The organism is Streptomyces sp. NPDC059649 (assembly GCF_042734445.1).
Lineage (GTDB): Bacteria > Actinomycetota > Actinomycetes > Streptomycetales > Streptomycetaceae > Streptomyces.
In genome coordinates, this window is the sequence record NZ_JBHWDV010000028.1 from 42,820 (window position 1) to 59,566 (window position 16,747).

Here is a 16,747-nt window from a genome sequence, read left to right on the forward strand (position 1 = left end):
TCATGCGGCTCTGATACGGAGATGATCAACGCCGGCGGCCCGTTGCGCCACCTCGGCCGGCGGTCCGACCGGCACCGTCATCCGCGGGTGGGTGCGGGCAGGGCCGGGCTCAGTGCGGCGAGCAGGGTCGACAACTTGGCGTCGGTCTCGGCGAGTTCGCCATCCGGGGTCGAGTCGGCGACCACCCCGGCGCCGGCGTACAGGCGAAGGCCCCGGTCGGAGAGTTCCGCGCAGCGCAGTGCGATGACCCACTGGCCGTCGCCATGGCCGTCCATCCATCCGACGAGTCCGGTGTAGTAGTCCCGCGGGCCGGCCTCCAGCTCCTCGATGAGCTGCCGGGCCGTGCCGCGCGGCAGTCCGCACACGGCGGGGGTGGGGTGCAGCGCGGCGGCCAGCTCCAGGGCGTCGGGTGCCGGGTGGCGGAGGCGGGCGCGGAGGGTGGTGGACAGGTGCCACAACTGGCCGGTCGCCCGCAACGACGGAACCGCGGGCACATCGAGCCGGGTGCACAACGGACCCAGCCGGCGGGCGACTTCGGCGACGACGACGGCGTGTTCCCCGCGGTCCTTCCGGGAGGCGAGCAGGGCGCGTGCGGCGGCCCGGTCACGTACCCGGTCAGGGTGGCGGACCGCACTGCCGGCCAGGGGGTTGAGCAGGACCCGGTCACCGTGGCGCACCAGCAGCAGCTCGGGTGAGGCCCCGAACAGCAGCCGCGGGGGCCCGGGGAGACCGGGGGCGAGCTCGACACGGAAGACGTAGGCGGTGGGCTGCTGGCACCGCAGGCGGCCGAGGACCGCGGGGAGCCGATCGGGGCCGGGGCCGGGGAGCAGCAGACTCCGGGCCAGTACCACTTTGCCGAGGGTCCCTTCGCGACAGTGCGCGACCGCGGTGGCGACGGCCTCCCCGTAGGCCGGATCGCCGCAGGGCGGGGCAGTGGGGAGCGGCGGCCCGATGCAGGTGTGGGCCGGGCGCCGCCGGGTGCGTATCCGGGTCAGGGTCAGTGCCGCGGGCGTGCGTTCGTCGAAGGGAAGGGCGCCGACCACCGCCTGGCCGTCCGCGGCCCGCCGCAGTTCCTCGCGTGCTCGCCGGGCGAGCCGGGCGAACTGGCCCGGGCCCGGGTCGGCGGCCACCGTTTGCCCGGGGCCGGCCGTACGGACGGTGCGCGGCGTGCTGAGCATCCAGCTGCCGAGGTCGCCGCTCTCCACCGTGGTTGGCCCTCCCTCACCCCGCTCGGTCGGAGTGCCAGTCCACTCCGGCAACTGCCGCAACGGCAGGGCGTGCGCGGGTACGGCGGGGGCGCACGGGGCGCACGGCGGGTCAGGACGCCGGCACCGGGGCAGCCATCGGCCATGAGTCTGCCGCGGATCGCCCCCTATCCACCGCCCGACCGGCAGTGCCTGGAGCACAACCGGCTGCCCTGGCGGCCGGTTCCGTCCCGGGCCGTGCTCCTCGTCCATGACATGCAGCACTACTTCCTGCGCCCCTACGCCCGCGCCGCCCCCGCCCGCCGGCATTTCCCGCCTGACCCGGGCCGCACACCGCGCCGGGGTACCGGTCGTCTACACCCGGCAGCCACCCCGCCAGCGCCCACAGCAGCGCGGTCTCCTCGCCGATCTGTGGGGCCCCGGCCCGGGCGGCCGCCCGGACGACGCCGACATCGTCCCCGAACTCGCCCCCAGCCCACAGGACTTGCTCCTCACCAAGCACCGCTACAGCGCCTTCCACGGCACCGGCCTGGCCGACCGGATGACGGACCTGGGCCGTGACCAACTGATCGTCACCGGCGTCTACGCCCACCTCGGCTGCCTGCTCACCTGCGCCGACGCCTTCATGCACGACATCCAGACCTTCCTGGTCGCCGACGCCACCGCCGACTTCGACGCCGAACACCACCACTGGGCCCTGCGCTACGGCGCGACCCGCTGCGCCGTCGTCACCATGGCCGCGGACACCGCGGAGGCGCTCGACGGCCTCGGCCCCGGCCACTGACCGCACGGCCGGGCACGTCTTCCTGCGGCTACGCTCCGGCGTGAAGGTAGCTCGCCCACAAGGACGGGGTGGCCGGGAAGCGGTCGCGTACGGCGCGGAGGGCCTGGTGGAGGGCGGTCGCGGCACGGTCGGGGGCGAGGCTTCCCGGGGAGCCGGTGTGCAGATGGGTGTAGAAGGACTCCGCGACCTCGGCGGCCAGACGGTCGTCGATCGGCCACAGGGTGCCGATGACCTGGGGGAATCCGGCCAGCTGGAAGGCGCTGGTGAGATGGATGGCCTCGTCGAGGAGGCGAAGGCCGCCGGGTGCCGCCGCATTGCAGGCGGACAGATAGGCCAGCCGTGCGTGGTCGAGGTCGACCCGGGCCAGCGCGGAGACCGTCAAGGGTGTCGTGGCGTGGTCGTGCAGCAGCAGTCGGCTCTGCGACGGGTCGGCAGGGTCGCTCGCGCCGTGGCAGGCGAAGTGGGCCACCTCGCACCCGGGGAGACGGGCGAGCACGGTCGCCGTGGTGGGGGTGTCGGTGTCGGCAGGGGGTGGCAGGTTCGGGCCGTCGTCGGCGACGGGCGGTTCGGTGAGGTGGACCGGGTGGGGGAGGAGCGGCCGGATCCGGCGCACTTCCTCGGGGACGTAGCGCAAGGGGCGCTGCCCGGGAGTGGTCGGCATGGCGACGATCAGCGCCCGGGACCGGTCCGCGGCCCGAGCCTGCCGTCCACGGGCGTGCCGCAGCGCGCGCACGGTGGGCGTGTACGAGGAGATCACCCGGTCCATCGCCGTGCGGGACGCCGGCCCCCGCGCACGGTCGGTGTGGAACCCGGCGGCGTGCAGGGGCAGCAGCCCCAGCGGTCCGCCTGGTGTCCACCACACCCGGGGCAGCGCCCGGCCGCCGTGCTCCGCGGGCACCTCCTCTCCCAGGGACACTGCCTCGCCCCTCGCGGCGAGGGCGGACAGGGCCGGCTCGACCGCGGCCTCCCAGAGCCACTCCAGCGTGCGGCGCAGGGTCTGCTGCGCGCCAATACGGTCGCCGTCCGGCGCGGTCGCCCCGGCCAGCGCGCGGTAGAAGACGTCGACCCGGTCGAGGACGGTGTCATGGCCCAGCCGCGGCAACGGACAGGAGCTGACGCCCTGACGGGTGAGCAGGATCGCGTCGCTGCGGTAGCGGCTGATGTTGAACGTCACCACCGGGCCGTGCGCGGCCTCCGCCATGAGCTCTTCGAGGCTCGGCGGCAGGCCGAAGGCGGCGAAACCCTGGCACGCCCGGATGCGGCCCAGCACGTCATCGAGCTCCGCCGCGAGCCGATGGCGCTCGGCGCCGCTTCCTCCGCTTCCCCCGGCGCCTCCGGTGCGGCTCCCGCAATTCCCGGCGGGGGCACCAGCGAGGTCGAGGTCCTGGTTGAGGAGCTCGCGGAGCTCGCCGAACCGGCGGGCGAGTCGGGGATGCCGCTCGGTGAGCTCGGTCAAGTCATCGCGGACGTCGAGGGATTGGGACAGCAGCACGCCTCGTCCGGCCTCGCACAGCCGCAGTGCGCGGGTGGCACGTTCCGACGCTGTGCCGCCCTCGGGATCGGCCAGTGCCAGGGCCGCCGCGTCAGCGGCCAGACCCTCGGCATGGGCGCCGAGAGCATGCTGCTGGTCACCGCGCCGTAGTCGGCGCGGCGCCACCTCGGGCAGCATCAGCACCGCCTGTTCCAGGAAGGCGGCCGCCCGACCCGGAGCCGAAGCCGCCACCAGTTCCGCCGCGAGACGGGCCGACCGGACGCGTACCCATGGCGCACCCGCCGTCGTGGCGGCCGACCGGTCCAAGGCGGCCAGCGCTTCGTCACGGTCCCGGTCAGCACCGGAACGCTCGCCTCGCCTCGCCAGGGCGTTGCCCAGGTTGGCCAGGTATGCGGCGCGGTGGGCGTGGTCGTGAGGGGTGGCCCGGACCGCCTCTCGTGCCAGTCCGACCGCTTCGTCCAGGTCGGCGGGCGCACCACCGCACTCGAAACGCTCCCGCAGGGCGATGCCGAGGTTGTTGACGTACAGGGCATGGTCCGGGTGGTCGTCCGGAGTGGCCCGATGGGCCGCTCGGCCGGCCTCCACGGCCTCGTCCAGGTAGCGGAGTTGGCCCGTCCGCGCGAAGCACTGCTGCAGGGTCAGCGCGAGGCTGGTCAGATGCGCGGCCAGGTGCGGGTGAGCGTTGAGGTGGTCGGGGTGGTCGGCGTGCTCCTCGGGACGGCCGGGCTGATCCGGAGGGGCGTCGGGGAGGGCGCGGACCGCCGCCCGTCCCGCCTCGACCGCCTCCGCCAGGTCGTCCGGTGCGCCGTTGCGGTCGGCACGCATCCGCAGGACGATGCCCAGGTTGGCCAGGTGACGCGCATGACCGATGCGGTCGTCCGGGGTGAGCCGGACCGCCAGGCGTGCTGCCTCTACGGCCTCGTCGACGTCGGCCAGTTGCCCCGTCCGGTCGAACCGGGTCCGCAGGACGAGGCAGAGGGTGTGCAGGCACCTGGCACGTTCTGGATGGTCGGCGGGCAGGGCCCGGACCGCTTCCCGTGCTGCCTCGACCGCTTCGTCCAGATCGGCGAGTGCGCCGCCGCGGGAGAACCGGAACCACAGCGCGAGGCCGAGGTTGGACAGGAACGTCGGTCTGCCCGGATCACCGTCCGGTGTGCCCCGGACGCCGGCGCGGACCGCGTCCACCGCGTCGTCCAGGCCCGTGGAGTCGCGGGTGTGCTCGATGCGCACCAGCAGCGTGACCCCCAGGTTGCCCCGGTGGGTGGCGTTGTGGGGGTGCGCGTCCGCCGTTCCTTCGACGGCCGCCCTCCCCGCCGCCACGGCTTCGTCCATATCCGCGGGCACCCGGCTGCGCTCGAACCGCATCCGCAGGGCGATGCCCAGGTTGGAGAGATGGTCGGCACGGCCGAGGTGTGCGCGGGGAGTGACCCGGACGGCCTCCCGTCCTGCCTCGACCGCCTCGTCCAAGTCAGCGACCGCGCCGGCCCGTTCGTACCGCAGCTGCAGCCGGATGCCGAGGTTGTTGAGGTGAACGGCGCGCTGGAGCGGATCGGCCGGGCCGTCCCGCACCGCCGTCCGGGCCACCTCCACCGCCTCGTCCAGATCCGCGCGGTCCCCGGAACGCTCGAAGCGCTGTTGCAGTACGACACCGAGCTCATGGAGGCAACGGGCCCGCTCGGGGTCCTGACCGTCGGTACTCCGGACGGCCTCGCGCGCCCGTTCCACGGCCTCGTCCGCATCCGCCGCGGCCCCGGTGCGCTCGAACCGGGTCCGCAAGGCGTGCACCAGGGTGTTCAGATACCCGGCCCGATGGGGGTGGCCGTCTGCCGTGGCGGCACGCACCGCCGCACGGCCCCATTCCACGGCTTCGTCCAGATCCGCCGCCGTGCCGGTCCGGTCGAAACGGTCCCGCAGGACGGAAGCGAGGGTGTGCAGATGCATCGCCCGGTGCGGGCTGTCCTCGGGGGTGGCGCGGACGGCCGCCCGCGCCGTTTCCACCGCATCGTCCTGGTCCTCCGGCGCGCCCCCGCACGTGAACCGCCGCTGCAGGGCGACGGCCAGGTCCGACAGCAGCATGGGGTAGTAGGGATGACCGTCGGGGGTGGCGCGGACGGCCGCGGCTGTCGCGGTCACCGCCTCGTCCGCGTCCGCTGCCTCCCCGAGGTGTTCGAACCGTCGCTGCAAGGCGGTACCGAGGTTCGCCAGGGCCCCGGGCCACTCCGGGGCGTCGGCGGGGGTGTGCGCCGCGATGCGCCGCCACAGGGCGACGAGCGAGGTCAGGAACTCCGGGTCCACGTCTGTCCGCGCCGCGTGCGCGAGCCCGTCCAGCCCGGCCGGGACGGCCCGTTCGGCCAGCGCGGTGAGCAGTGGACGGGGCAGGTCCGCGTCCCGGCCCGCGATGAAGCACGGCGTGAAGCAGCGGAGTGCGGCCGCCAGGTCCGGTCCGGCCAGCGCTTCGGGGAGGGCCTCGGCACGCGTGTGGTGCAGCCGGCCCAGGGTGTACGCGGCCTCGACATCAAGGGGATCGCCGGCGACGATCGCCGCCAGCCGGTCGCCCTCCGCGCGCGCCGCCGCCGCGAGGACGACGGACGCATCCCCTGTCGTAGCCACCCGGTCGACCCGCGCCCGTACCGCCGCCAGGAGTTCGTCACGCTGTCCCACGGGGCCTCCCCGTCGTCACCGGTATCTCCCGCCAATTGGGCACAATAGAACGTCAGTTGACGGAACGGGACGCAAGGCGGAAACACCGCGCCGAGGGCTCGCAGCCCGGCCGCGGCCGCTGAACCGACGGCGGAGGGCGAAGGGGGCGGCAGCGATGCGCGGAGGCGGCGGAAACGGCGGCGGAAACGGTGGCGGTGACGAAAGTGGGGTGACCTGCCGCAGCGGTGGCGGTGGCGAAGGGCGGGACGAAGGGGCCGCGCGCGAGGACCTCGCCTACGTCTGCGACCAGTTGGACCGCATCCGGGCGACCCTGGAGGAGTACGGTTCCGACGGCGCGGCTCCCCTGGAGCGGTTACTGGTGGCGCTGCGCGACGGGGGAGACCCGGACCTCGGACCATCCCTCGATGTCCTCCACGAGGCTCTGCTGGCCGCCGGCGACGCCGCGGGCGTCAACGGCCGCGCCCGCGGGCTGACCCCCCTCGGCATCAACCCCCCAGCCCCTGAGGAGTGGGTCCTGCTGTGCCCGACCGGACTGTGCGCACGCCACGCCTGGCCCGGTGAGCGCGAGGAGACCCCGCGCTGCCGCATCAGCGAACGGCCCCTGCGCACGGAACGGCTGTAGCGGTGGGCGGCGTCCTCAATGCCCTGGGGCAGAAACTCGCCGAGCGCTGGCTGACCCTCCTGGTCCTGCCCGGCGCACTCTTCCTGGCCACCGCCACCGCGGCCGCGACCCTCGGCCAGGCCCACGCCCTGGACCCGCACCGCCTCACCGACCGGATCACCCACTGGATCCAGGCCCCCGCCGCCACCACCGCCGGCGGCCAGGTCGTGCTGCTGGGCGCGGTCCTCGCTGCCTCCGCGGCGGCCGGGCTGATGGCCCAGGGCCTGGGCGTACTGGTCCAACGCGGCACGCTGGCCCCCGACTGGGAGACCTGGCCCCGCCCGCTACGGCAGGGGGCCCGGGCCCGCGTCGCCGTCCGCCGCACCCGCTGGAACGCCGCGGCGCACCGCTACCGTCAGCAGCTGGACGCCGACGCCCGCGCCCTCGCCCGCGACGGAGTCCGGGCCGACCGGGCCGCACGCCGGGCCGCCCACGAGGCGTGGCGACGCCTCGCCGCCGAGGAACCCGCCCGGCCCACATGGAGCGGCGACCGGATCCACGCCGTCTCCGTACGTCTGGCACGCGACCACCACCTCGACCTGTCCGTACTGTGGCCGCACCTGTGGCTCGTCCTGCCCGACACCACCCGCGCCGAGATCACCACCGCCGAGCAGGCCCTCACCCGGGCCGTCACCCTGGCGGGGTGGGCCGTGCTGTACGCCCCGCTGACCGTGTGGTGGTGGCCCGCCGCCCCGCTCGCCGCGGCCCTCGTGCTGACCGCCAGGTACCGCATCCACACCGCCGTCGACACCTACGCCCAGCTGCTCGAAGCCGCCGCCCGACTGCACGTCGTCGACCTGGCCGCCTCGCTCGCCATCGACCACACGGGCCCGGTGACCCCCGCCCTCGGCGACGCCCTCATGCAACAGCTCCGCCCCCGAACCCCGCTGGCTGCGCAGCACGGCGGGGGACGGACGGAACGGTGAGACGACGCCACGACGCCACGACAACACGACGCCACGACAACACGACGCCTACGGCCGGGCGTCGGCGAGTGACTGGCCTGCGCTGCGGGCGTCCGGCCGTCCCGCACGGTGACACGTCCCGCGTGCGTAGAGGCTCACTTGGCGGCCCCGTACGACGCTGGCCGAGCAGCGCACGAAGTGGGCGTCCAGCACCCGCTGCTTGGTGAGGTCGCGGACGGTGTCGGCCTGGCGCGGCCCGGGATCGGTGACGAGCACGATGCGCCGTGCGCGCAGCATGGCGCGCTCTATGTCATGGGGGCCGGCCTCTATGCCCTTCAGCGTGCCTGACTCCACCGGCCCCTGGGCCAGGGCCAGATCCCGCAGCCCGGCGAACGCCTGTGGCGACACGAGAGCGGTGTCGCGGCGCGCGGCGGGAATGTAGAGGACGCCGTCGGCGGTGTCGCGCAGCTGGCCGACCCTGGCCGCCGCGCTCAGTACGTCGTCGATACGGCTCTGTTCGGTACGCAGCCGGAGTTCGATCGGGAGCAGCGCCAGGAGGGCCAGGGTGAGGGCGAGAGGGAGCAGCACACGGGCGTCCGCCGTGAGACGTGCGGCGATCGCGGCGAGCAGGACGCCGATCAGGAGCGCGAGACCTATGTAGGCGAACAGCACATAGCGGGTGACGTAGAGGGGTTTGACGACGGAGATCAACGCCAGGCCGACCTGGGGCACCGCACAGAGCGGGAGCGCGACGACCGCGAGGTTCAGGCGTGCCCGCGGCGCGTCCTCCCGCGCGGTCGCCGACCCGCGTGCCTGCGGCAGGCGCGTGCAGAGGGCCGCGATCGCCACGGTGATCAGCACCCCGAGTACCGTCGACCAGCCGAGCGGCTTGATCCAGGAGACCTGCGACGCCTGGGCCCGGCTGGTCAGGATCACCGGCAGGGCTGCGGCAACGGCCGCCGAGGCGGCAAGTAGCCACCCGACAAGGCGAGTTCGGCCGGGCCGGGCGGCCACCACGGTGACGCCGTGCGCGACGAGCGCGAACAGCGAGAACCAGTTGAGCCACGCGGCGATCAGCGTGGCCGCCGCATACCCGGCCCACCGCCGGCCGCCCGGCCGTTCCAGTGCCCTGACCAGCAACCAGGTGGCGAGTGCGACGAAAGCGAGCACGAGGGCGTACGACCGCCCCTCCTGCGCGTGTTCCTGCACTGCCGGGACGACCGCCAGGGCCAGTCCGCCGGCCGCCCCCGCCACGCGGGTGGAGAGTCGGGCGCCGACCAGCGCGGTCAGCGCGCATGCGGTGGCGGTGGCGAGCACCGAGGGCAGCCGCAGGGCGACCAGACTGTCGCCGAAGAGGGCGAAGACGGTGTGCATCACCGCGTAGTACAAGCCGTGGACGACGTCGACCTGGCCGACCATGTGCGCTATCTCGCTCAGCGGCCGGTGTGCCGCTTGCCAGGTCGCTGCCTCGTCCCGCCACATGCTGTGCTCGCGCGTGATGCCCCACAGTCCGAGCCCGAGCGCGAGCGCGGCCGGACCGGCGCAGATGGATATGCGGCCGTGCCGCACGGTGCCCCCCAAAAAAACCTGAATACGCGAACGCCTGCTGGCGCGTGCGTTCCGCCAAACCCGAAGGAGGGAGCCGTCATTCGGCTCGATGATCTCCCCGTCGCCCGGAATCTACGGGACGGGAGCACCTTTCTTTGCCGAGAGGTCGCCTCAAGGTGCAGGTTCCGACGAAGATCACATCAAGATGTGGCCCATTGCAGATAAATGCCCATCTAGCAGCATCTGCGCCCACTACGGGGGTCCGTCAGCGGCGGCGTGAGGCAATAAAATCGAAAACTACTCGGGCAGGTCCGAGTGCCTTGTGTGCCCGAAGGGATTCGCATGACCACGCCCACCTCTTCCGACGGCTCCTCGTCCTCGGGGAGACCGTCGCCGGACCACGATCCGTGGGCCCCGCCGACGTCCGCGGCGGGTGAGGTACCCCGCCTGCCGTACCCGGTGCAGACCGCTCAACAGCCCCGTAACGGCATGGGCATCACGGCTCTGGTGCTCGGCCTCGTCGGCATCGGCCTCGGCGTGCTCATCATCCTGTTCTGGATTTCCTGGCTGCCGGCCCTGCTGGCCCTGGTCTTCGGCTCCATAGGACTGAGCCACGCACGCAAGGGCCTGGCCACCAACCGGGCCATGGCCCTCACCGGTGTCGTCATGGGCATCATCGGCCTGCTGATCGCGGCCGGCAGTGCGGCCTTCACCGTCGTGACGGTGAAGCACGTCGTCGACCACGCCCGGGCGAAGGTCAAGGAGGCCAAGAAGGAGAAGGAGGCGGCGGCAGCCGAGGAAAAGGCTCGGCATCTGCCCTTCGGTAAGTCGTACACCTTCGGCAACGGACTGAAGGTCACCGTGGACAGGCCGACGCCGTTCGTCCCGGACGCCTTCGCCCACGGCCACGCCAAGGGGAACAAGGCCGTTCAGGTCACGGTCACGGTGGTCAACACCGGAAAGGAACGGGTCTCGATCGAGACCGGGCTGCCCGACGTCAATGACGCCGACGGCGCCTCGGCGGAACTGGTGATCGACGGAAGCGGCCGGCAGAAGGTCCTCACCGGATACCTCCTGCCCGGCAGGAAGGCCGTCGGCAAGTACGCCTTCTCGCTGCCGCCCGCCGCCGCCGACCGGGCCGAGGTCGAGTTCAGCCCCGACGTGTTGCGATGGGACGACGCCTACTGGAGCGGTACCACCCGTTGAGCTCCTGACCCCCGCCCGGCGTTCCCGCCGACGACGGCTCGCCGACGGGAGCGCCGGGGGGAGGTTTCCCAACGCGTAGGTAATGAACGGGGAATGAGCGTGTCATGTTCATTCAACGCGCGTAGCGCCCGGCCCTCCTTGTGCGGTTCCCTGAAGTGTCTCTCCCACCCCCCACACTTCTGGAGACCCCATGCGTCGTGCCGTTCTCGGCCTGTCCGCCGCTTCCGTCACCCTCATCGGCCTGGCCGCCGCACCCGCGCTGGCGGAACCGCCCGCCCCGCCCTCGACGTCCACCGCCCGCGCCGAACTCGCCGCCCTCACCGTCGCGCCCCCGCACTCCATGGACGGCTACGCCCGCGACAAGTTCGACATATGGGCCAAGCAGCCCGACGGCTGCACCACCCGCCAGGACGTCTTGGCCCGCGACGGCAAGGACGTCGTCGATGAATCCGGCAAGTGCCAGCCGACCAGCGGCAGTTGGTACTCCGTCTACGACGACACCACGGTCACCGACGTCGCCCAGGCGACCATCGACCACATGGTCCCGCTCGCCGAAGCCTGGCGCTCCGGCGCCGACACCTGGAGCGCCGACCAGCGCAAGGCCTTCGGCAACGACCTCAAGGACCCCCAGCTCCTGATCGCCTCGGAATCCTCCAACAGCTCCAAGAGCGACAGCGGGCCGGCGGACTGGAAGCCCACCAACCACGCCTTCTGGTGCACCTACGCCAAGGACTACACCCACATCAAGTCCGTCTGGAAGCTCACCACCACCGACAACGAGAAGACCGCCCTGTCGGCCATGCTCGACACCTGCACCAACTGACCCGCGTCCAGCGGGAATTGAGCGCCCGCTGGCCTCACGGCTCTCGTACGCGCACATGTCGCGGTGCCCGGCCGGCCACCCCGCCGGCCGGGCACCGGGCGCGTTACGGCGTAGGGGCCCACACCCCCACGGCCGTTCCGTCGCGGAGGTGCTGCTCGTACGTCACGACCTTGGTGTGGATGACGTCCAGGCATGCCTGGAGATCCGCCATCTTCGCTTCCACATTGCGCTCGTGCTCGCGCAGCAATGCCAGCCGGTCGACTTCATTGCCCGGACCGGAGCGGACGAGGTCGGCGAACTTCCTGATCCTGGCGATCGGCATGCCGGAGGCGCGCAGCCGGTCGCACAGCGCGAGCCAGTCCACATCCGCCTGCGCGTAGACGCGCTGTCCGCCGGCGGTGCGCGGGATCTCCCGCAGGAACAGCCCTTCGCGTTCGAAGAACCGCAACGCGTGCACGCTCATCCCGGTCAACTCGGCGACCCTGCCTATGGACATGCCGTTCGCCGTCTCATCCATTCCGTTCACCCAGCTCACCCCTCCATCCTTTCCGGCAGCGAACCGTATCTTGACCTAGCGCGCACTCAAGCTTCTAGCGTCCTCCGCATGATCATGAAGCAGCAGAAGATCGGTACCGGATTCGGCGCGCAGAGCACGGCCGACGACGTTCTCGCCGGTATCGACCTGACCGGCAGCACCGCGCTGGTCACCGGCGGATATTCGGGACTCGGCCTGGAAGCGACGCGCGCCCTGGCCCGTGCCGGAGCCCGCGTCATCGTCCCCGCACGACGGGTGGCCGTCGCCGAGGGAGCCCTGCGGGACGTCCCCGGGGCCGAAGTCCGGGCGCTCGATCTGGCCGACCTGGAAAGCGTGCGGAGCTTCTCCGACCGCTTCCTCCGGACCGGGCGCACCCTCGACCTCGTCATCAACAACGCGGGCATCATGGCCTGCCCGGAGACCCGCATCGGCCCCGGCTGGGAGGCCCACTTCGCCATCAACCACCTCGGGCACTTCGCGCTCGTCAACCGCCTCCGCCCCTGTCTCGCCCCCGGCTCCCGGGTGGTGGCCGTGGCCTCCTCCGGGCACTTCCTGTCCGACATCCGCTGGGACGACCTCCACTTCCGTACCGGCTACGACCGCTGGCTCGCCTACGCCCAGTCCAAGACCGCCAACGCCCTCTTCGCCCGCCATCTCGACCGCCTCGGCGCGGCGAACGGACCGCGTGCCTTCGCCGTGCACCCGGGCAGCATCCTCACTCCGCTGCAACGCCACGTCCCCCGCGAAGAGTGGCTCGCGCACGGGTGGGTGACCCCCGACGGCCGGCCCGCCGACGGCTTCAAGACACCCCAACAGGGCGCAGCCACCGCGGTCTGGGCCGCGACCTCCCCGCTCCTCGATGCGTACGGCGGCGCCTACTGCCAGGACTGTGACATCGCGGACCCGGCCGCGACCGACGACATGCTCGTCGGCGGCGTCAAACCCTGGGCCACGGACCCCGAAGCCGCCGCCCGGCTCTGGGCACTCTCCAGCGAACTCACGGGGACGGATTTCTGAGTTCTGAGGCCGGCCGAACCGGCCGGCCTCAGGCCGCATCGCCGATGATGTCCGCTCGCCGCCGGCCGCCGCATGCCCAGGTGGGGAGGTGCGGTGGCCCCGCGGTGGTGGTCGAGCTGCCTGCCGGCCCCAGGCGTCGTACGGTGGAACTGCGCCCGTGGGCCCCGTGTCCGAATGGGGCACCAGGAGCGCGAGGTCATGAGTTCACTCCTCGACGCCGTGCGCGCCGCCGGATGAGGGAAATCGGCCATGCCATGGGGACTGCATGAGGCGGTCGGCCTCACGAACGCGGGCACCCAGTGCCCCAACCACGCCTCCGATCAGCAGGAGGTCGCCGAACTCCTGGATGCCGTCGGCCTGCCCGCCGGTGGGACCTCACTGGACGAGCTCCCACCGATCGAGGAGGGGAACGCCTCGAACCAGCTCTCCGAGGCGATCCGCACCTTCCAGACGGTCCAGGACGGCCTGATCGCCGACGCCCGGGTGGACGTGGGCGCGGCCACCTGGAACCGTCTGATGGAGCTGGTCGATCCGGGCCACGCCCCCTTCGGAGAAGGCGTCCCCTTGCTCCTCTCCGTTTCGGATTTCGAGGTCACCGAACTGCCGGAGAGCGTCGGCCCCTCGCCGTCCCTGATCTACACGCTCCAGGGACAGGTCGCGGAATGGGACGGCCCCGGCATCCGCGTGGAGCTCTGGGTCAACGGGCCCCTGAAGGTCTCCTGGAGCCAGCAGGCGTACGACCTGGGCTGTGAGGTCTCCCCCGACTTCAAGGCACTGGATGCGGCGGTCGCCTCCGGCACCGCCCGGGCCATCGGGGGCGTGGCCCTGGACCAGCTCTGCTCCCGGTTGCGGTCGGAGTCCAGGGCCGCGATCGGGTCGCTGTACGAGTCGGTCAGCCTGCGCGTCGATCTGGACGGAAGCCCCAGGATCGGCGGGACCATCGGCGACGAAACGGCTTTCCTCCGGGTGGAGTTCGACCCCGCGGAACGGGCGCTGATCTACACCGGGAGCATGCGCGTCTTCAAGTCCCAGCCGGTGACCGAGGGCGAGGCACAGGTGTCCGGGGACCTCCGGGTGCAGCTGAAGGTCATCACCCACCAGGACGACTTCGCGGCCAGCGTGGGGGCGGCCGTCGCCGTCCTGGCGACCGGGGCGGTGTTCCTGGCCCCTACGGCGGCGTGGGTGGGCGGCGCGCTCGTCTCCGGCCTGGGCGCGGGCGTCCGGGAAATCCTGGTCCGTATCCCCGTCAGGGCGTTCTAGCGGTGCGAACCGGCTCTGGTGGTGGGTGAACCGGCTTCAGCGGTAGGGGAGTTCGACGCGACTTCCGTGACCCCGTCGCCGGCAGCCCACCCACCCTCACCTGTGTTCGCGAAGGAAGGCCGGGATGTCGTCGCGGGTCGGGTAGTTGGGGAGGGGGGCCGGTTTGTTCTGGAGGAATGCGGTGAGGGCGGCGTAGGCCCGTTCGCTGTTGGCGTCGAGGCCGTTCCACATGTGGTGTCCGACGCCGGGCAGGTACTGCGTGCGTTGGACGGCGGGGTCGTTGGCGAGGACGGCGGTCTCCCACTGGCGGACCTGGGAGGAACACTCGGCGATCATGAGCATGGCGGGGGTCCGGGAGCGCCGCAGCTGCGCGGTGAGGGAGGGCGAGTCCCTGACCGTCCGCTGGATGCGGAGGCTGGCGGCGGGACTGAAGGAGAAGTTCCGTGCGGTGTCCTCTACGGGGATGCGGTGGGCGTCCCGCGCGCAGTAGGCGGACGCGGTGTCGTCGCCGAGGTCGGCGGCGGTGAACGCGTTGTCGCCCTCGGCCTGTCCGACCAGCCCGTTCTCCGGGGTGAGGAGCCCGAGTTGCAGGAGGCCGAAGGCGACGGCGTAGCGGGGGACATGCGTGGAGCGCGGTCCGGTCAGGGCCGGCGCGAGGCCGCGCGCGGACTTCCGTCCCTTGTGGCCGGCGATCCGGGCGGTGGGGCCGTCCATCGGCCCGGGTTCGGCGATGACCGCCCGGTGGACCCGTGCGGCGATGTGCGGGTCGGCCAGGGCCCGGGTGAGCACGGCGCCGCCCGAGGAGAACCCGAGGACGTCGACCCGGCCGCGGCCCAGACGGTCGAGGAAGGCGCCGAGGTCACGGACCGACCTGGAGATCGTGTACTGCTCCATGGGGAGCAGGTCGCTGCGTCCGCCGCCGGCCTGCTCATAGGCGTGGACGTCGTAGCCCCGGCGCGCCAGCAACTGGAGGAACCGGTGGTCGAGGAGCGAAATGCTGCGAACCGGGCCGCCGTTGAGGTAGACGAGGGGAACGGGCCGTCGGGTGGCGGCCTTTGCGGGCGGATAGTGGTACACCGCGACCCGGCTGCCCGTGGCCAGGCGCCAGTGCTGCGTGGCCACGAACGGCAGGGCGGACGGGTAGCGCCGCGCCGAGGGCACGGTCGGGAGACAGACCGACGCCGTCAATGCCGCCGCGACGACCACCGGCACGAACGGCACCAGCCGCGCCGGCCGGGTACGGCGCCGGCCCCGCCACAGCGCGAGGACCGTCGCGACTGCCAGGGTCGTCAGCCAGGCGGCGAGGCCGGAGCCGGCGCCGTCCGTGAGGACGAGCAGCGCGAGAAAGACGACGACCAGGCCCGCGACGGCAGCCAGAGCCAGCAGCAGGCGCCCTGCGGCGCGGAGGAAACGTATGACGGACGGTGGCATGGCGATGACGACCCCGTTTCTTGGTCCGGTGCGAGGGGTGAGCTCCCGACCGGCTTGCGGAACAGTGTTTCAGAACAGCGTTTCAAAACGACGTTATCAGAGCTGGGTAGGTTGGTCCCGTGGGTAGGCCGAAAACGAACGACGACACCGTCAAAGAGCGGCTCGTGGCATGCGCGACCGAGATGTTCGCCACCCGTCCGCGCGAGCTGGTGACGGTCCGCGCCCTGGCCACGGCCGCCGGGACGTCGACGACGGCGGTGTACTCGCTGTTCGACGGCAAGGACGGGCTGATCGGTGAGGTGCGCGACAGAGCGGTCGCCGGCCTGTACCAGGACCTGTCCGCGGTACCGACCTCCGACGACCCGCTCGCCGACCTCTTCGCGCTGGCCGTCGCGTACCGGCGATGGGGACGCGAACACAGCCACCTCTACACGGTGTTGTTCGGCGGGGTGCAGTCCTTCGATCCGTCGGGCGCCGTCGGTACCGCCGACCCGGTCCGGCCGCTCCTCGCGGCGATCGACCGTGCCTTGGCGGAGTCCCTCCTCGCCGGCGAGGCGACCTCGATCGCCCTCTCGTTCTGGGTGACCCTGCACGGGCTCGTGACCCTCGAACTGGCCGGGGCCCTCGACGCGGCCACCGCCGAGAGCAGCCTCCGGACCACGATCCACGCCACCCTGCGCGGCTGGCGGAAGTAACCGGCGGCCCCCCGGCGCCCTCGCGGGAACCGGCGACGCTGGGCAACCCCGGCGGGACATGGCACGATCACGCAGGTGACCAGCAGATCCAGCACCGCGCCATCCCTGCGCGACCTCGCGCTGCTGCGCCGCGTCCGCGACCGGATCGACCGGGAGTACGCGCAGCCGCTGAACGTCGAGGCGCTCGCCCGTGGCGTGAACATGTCGGCCGGGCACCTCAGCCGGCAGTTCCGGCTCGCGTACGGCGAGTCGCCCTACGCCTATCTGATGACGCGGCGCATCGAGCGCGCGATGGCGCTACTGCGCCGGGGCGACCTCAGCGTCACCGAGGTCTGTTTCGAGGTCGGCTGCTCCTCGCTGGGCACCTTCAGCACGCGCTTCACCGAGCTGGTCGGGATGCCGCCCAGTGCCTACCGGCGCCAGGCGGCGCTCGCACCGGCGGAGCTGCCGCCGTGCGTGGCGAAACAGGTGACCCGACCGATCAGGAATCGAGAAGCGCAGGTCACCGATGGCCTCTAGCGTGA

Annotated in this window: 14 protein-coding genes; 9 read left to right on the top strand and 5 right to left on the bottom strand. The window is 72.5% G+C overall.

The window, feature by feature from the left end; all coding sequences use genetic code 11:
- Positions 1–77: 77 nt before the first annotated feature.
- Positions 78–1,205, bottom strand: a complete 1,128-nt coding sequence (locus ACFV1J_RS25765; RefSeq protein ID WP_385861738.1) for an isochorismate synthase MenF — start codon at positions 1,203–1,205, stop codon at positions 78–80.
- 250 nt (positions 1,206–1,455) lie between these two features.
- Here ACFV1J_RS25765 and ACFV1J_RS25770 point away from each other — a divergent pair, with 250 nt between their 5' ends.
- Complete coding sequence (locus tag ACFV1J_RS25770; RefSeq protein ID WP_385861741.1) at positions 1,456–1,989, top strand: isochorismatase family protein; 534 nt, start codon at positions 1,456–1,458, stop codon at positions 1,987–1,989.
- Positions 1,990–2,017: 28 nt separating this feature from the next.
- Here ACFV1J_RS25770 and ACFV1J_RS25775 read toward each other — a convergent pair whose 3' ends face one another.
- Positions 2,018–6,142, bottom strand: a complete 4,125-nt coding sequence (locus ACFV1J_RS25775) for a CHAT domain-containing protein (RefSeq protein ID WP_385861745.1) — start codon at positions 6,140–6,142, stop codon at positions 2,018–2,020.
- A 208-nt stretch (positions 6,143–6,350) separates the two neighbouring features.
- Here ACFV1J_RS25775 and ACFV1J_RS25780 point away from each other — a divergent pair, with 208 nt between their 5' ends.
- Both ACFV1J_RS25780 and ACFV1J_RS25785 read left to right on the top strand, forming a co-directional pair.
- Positions 6,351–6,764: a hypothetical protein gene (locus ACFV1J_RS25780; RefSeq protein ID WP_385861748.1), complete on the top strand. Its 414-nt coding sequence runs from the start codon at positions 6,351–6,353 to the stop codon at positions 6,762–6,764.
- A gap of 2 nt (positions 6,765–6,766) precedes the next feature.
- Entirely contained in the window at positions 6,767–7,729 is a 963-nt protein-coding gene (locus ACFV1J_RS25785; RefSeq protein WP_385861749.1) for a hypothetical protein, read from the top strand.
- 48 nt (positions 7,730–7,777) lie between these two features.
- Here ACFV1J_RS25785 and ACFV1J_RS25790 read toward each other — a convergent pair whose 3' ends face one another.
- On the bottom strand, positions 7,778–9,289 hold the full coding sequence (locus ACFV1J_RS25790) for a glycosyltransferase family 39 protein (RefSeq protein WP_385861751.1): 1,512 nt from the start codon (positions 9,287–9,289) through the stop codon (positions 7,778–7,780).
- A gap of 309 nt (positions 9,290–9,598) precedes the next feature.
- On the opposite strand from ACFV1J_RS25790, the gene ACFV1J_RS25795 reads away from it, so the two are divergent.
- Positions 9,599–10,462: a DUF4190 domain-containing protein gene (locus ACFV1J_RS25795; protein ID WP_385861752.1), complete on the top strand. Its 864-nt coding sequence runs from the start codon at positions 9,599–9,601 to the stop codon at positions 10,460–10,462.
- A 190-nt stretch (positions 10,463–10,652) separates the two neighbouring features.
- Complete coding sequence (locus tag ACFV1J_RS25800) at positions 10,653–11,285, top strand: DUF1524 domain-containing protein (RefSeq protein ID WP_385861754.1); 633 nt, start codon at positions 10,653–10,655, stop codon at positions 11,283–11,285.
- 103 nt (positions 11,286–11,388) lie between these two features.
- Here ACFV1J_RS25800 and ACFV1J_RS25805 read toward each other — a convergent pair whose 3' ends face one another.
- The gene (locus ACFV1J_RS25805) at positions 11,389–11,802 is read right to left on the bottom strand and encodes a MerR family transcriptional regulator (protein ID WP_385861844.1); all 414 of its coding nucleotides are present in this window, start codon (positions 11,800–11,802) and stop codon (positions 11,389–11,391) included.
- Positions 11,803–11,889: 87 nt separating this feature from the next.
- Between ACFV1J_RS25805 and ACFV1J_RS25810 the strand changes: the two genes are divergently transcribed.
- Together ACFV1J_RS25810 and ACFV1J_RS25815 are read left to right on the top strand one after the other, a co-directional pair.
- Positions 11,890–12,837, top strand: a complete 948-nt coding sequence (locus ACFV1J_RS25810) for an SDR family NAD(P)-dependent oxidoreductase (protein WP_385861756.1) — start codon at positions 11,890–11,892, stop codon at positions 12,835–12,837.
- 249 nt (positions 12,838–13,086) lie between these two features.
- Positions 13,087–14,097, top strand: coding sequence for a hypothetical protein (locus tag ACFV1J_RS25815; protein WP_385861758.1), 1,011 nt, complete (start codon positions 13,087–13,089; stop codon positions 14,095–14,097).
- A 96-nt stretch (positions 14,098–14,193) separates the two neighbouring features.
- Here the strand turns inward: ACFV1J_RS25815 and ACFV1J_RS25820 are convergent, their stop codons facing one another.
- Positions 14,194–15,528 carry an alpha/beta fold hydrolase gene (locus tag ACFV1J_RS25820; protein ID WP_385861760.1) on the bottom strand — a complete coding sequence of 445 codons (1,335 nt, stop codon included), beginning with the start codon at positions 15,526–15,528 and terminating at the stop codon, positions 14,194–14,196.
- A 119-nt stretch (positions 15,529–15,647) separates the two neighbouring features.
- On the opposite strand from ACFV1J_RS25820, the gene ACFV1J_RS25825 reads away from it, so the two are divergent.
- On the top strand, positions 15,648–16,223 hold the full coding sequence (locus ACFV1J_RS25825) for a TetR-like C-terminal domain-containing protein (RefSeq protein ID WP_385861762.1): 576 nt from the start codon (positions 15,648–15,650) through the stop codon (positions 16,221–16,223).
- Positions 16,224–16,298: 75 nt separating this feature from the next.
- The gene (locus ACFV1J_RS25830) at positions 16,299–16,742 is read left to right on the top strand and encodes a helix-turn-helix transcriptional regulator (RefSeq protein ID WP_385861765.1); all 444 of its coding nucleotides are present in this window, start codon (positions 16,299–16,301) and stop codon (positions 16,740–16,742) included.
- Positions 16,743–16,747 lie beyond the last annotated feature (5 nt).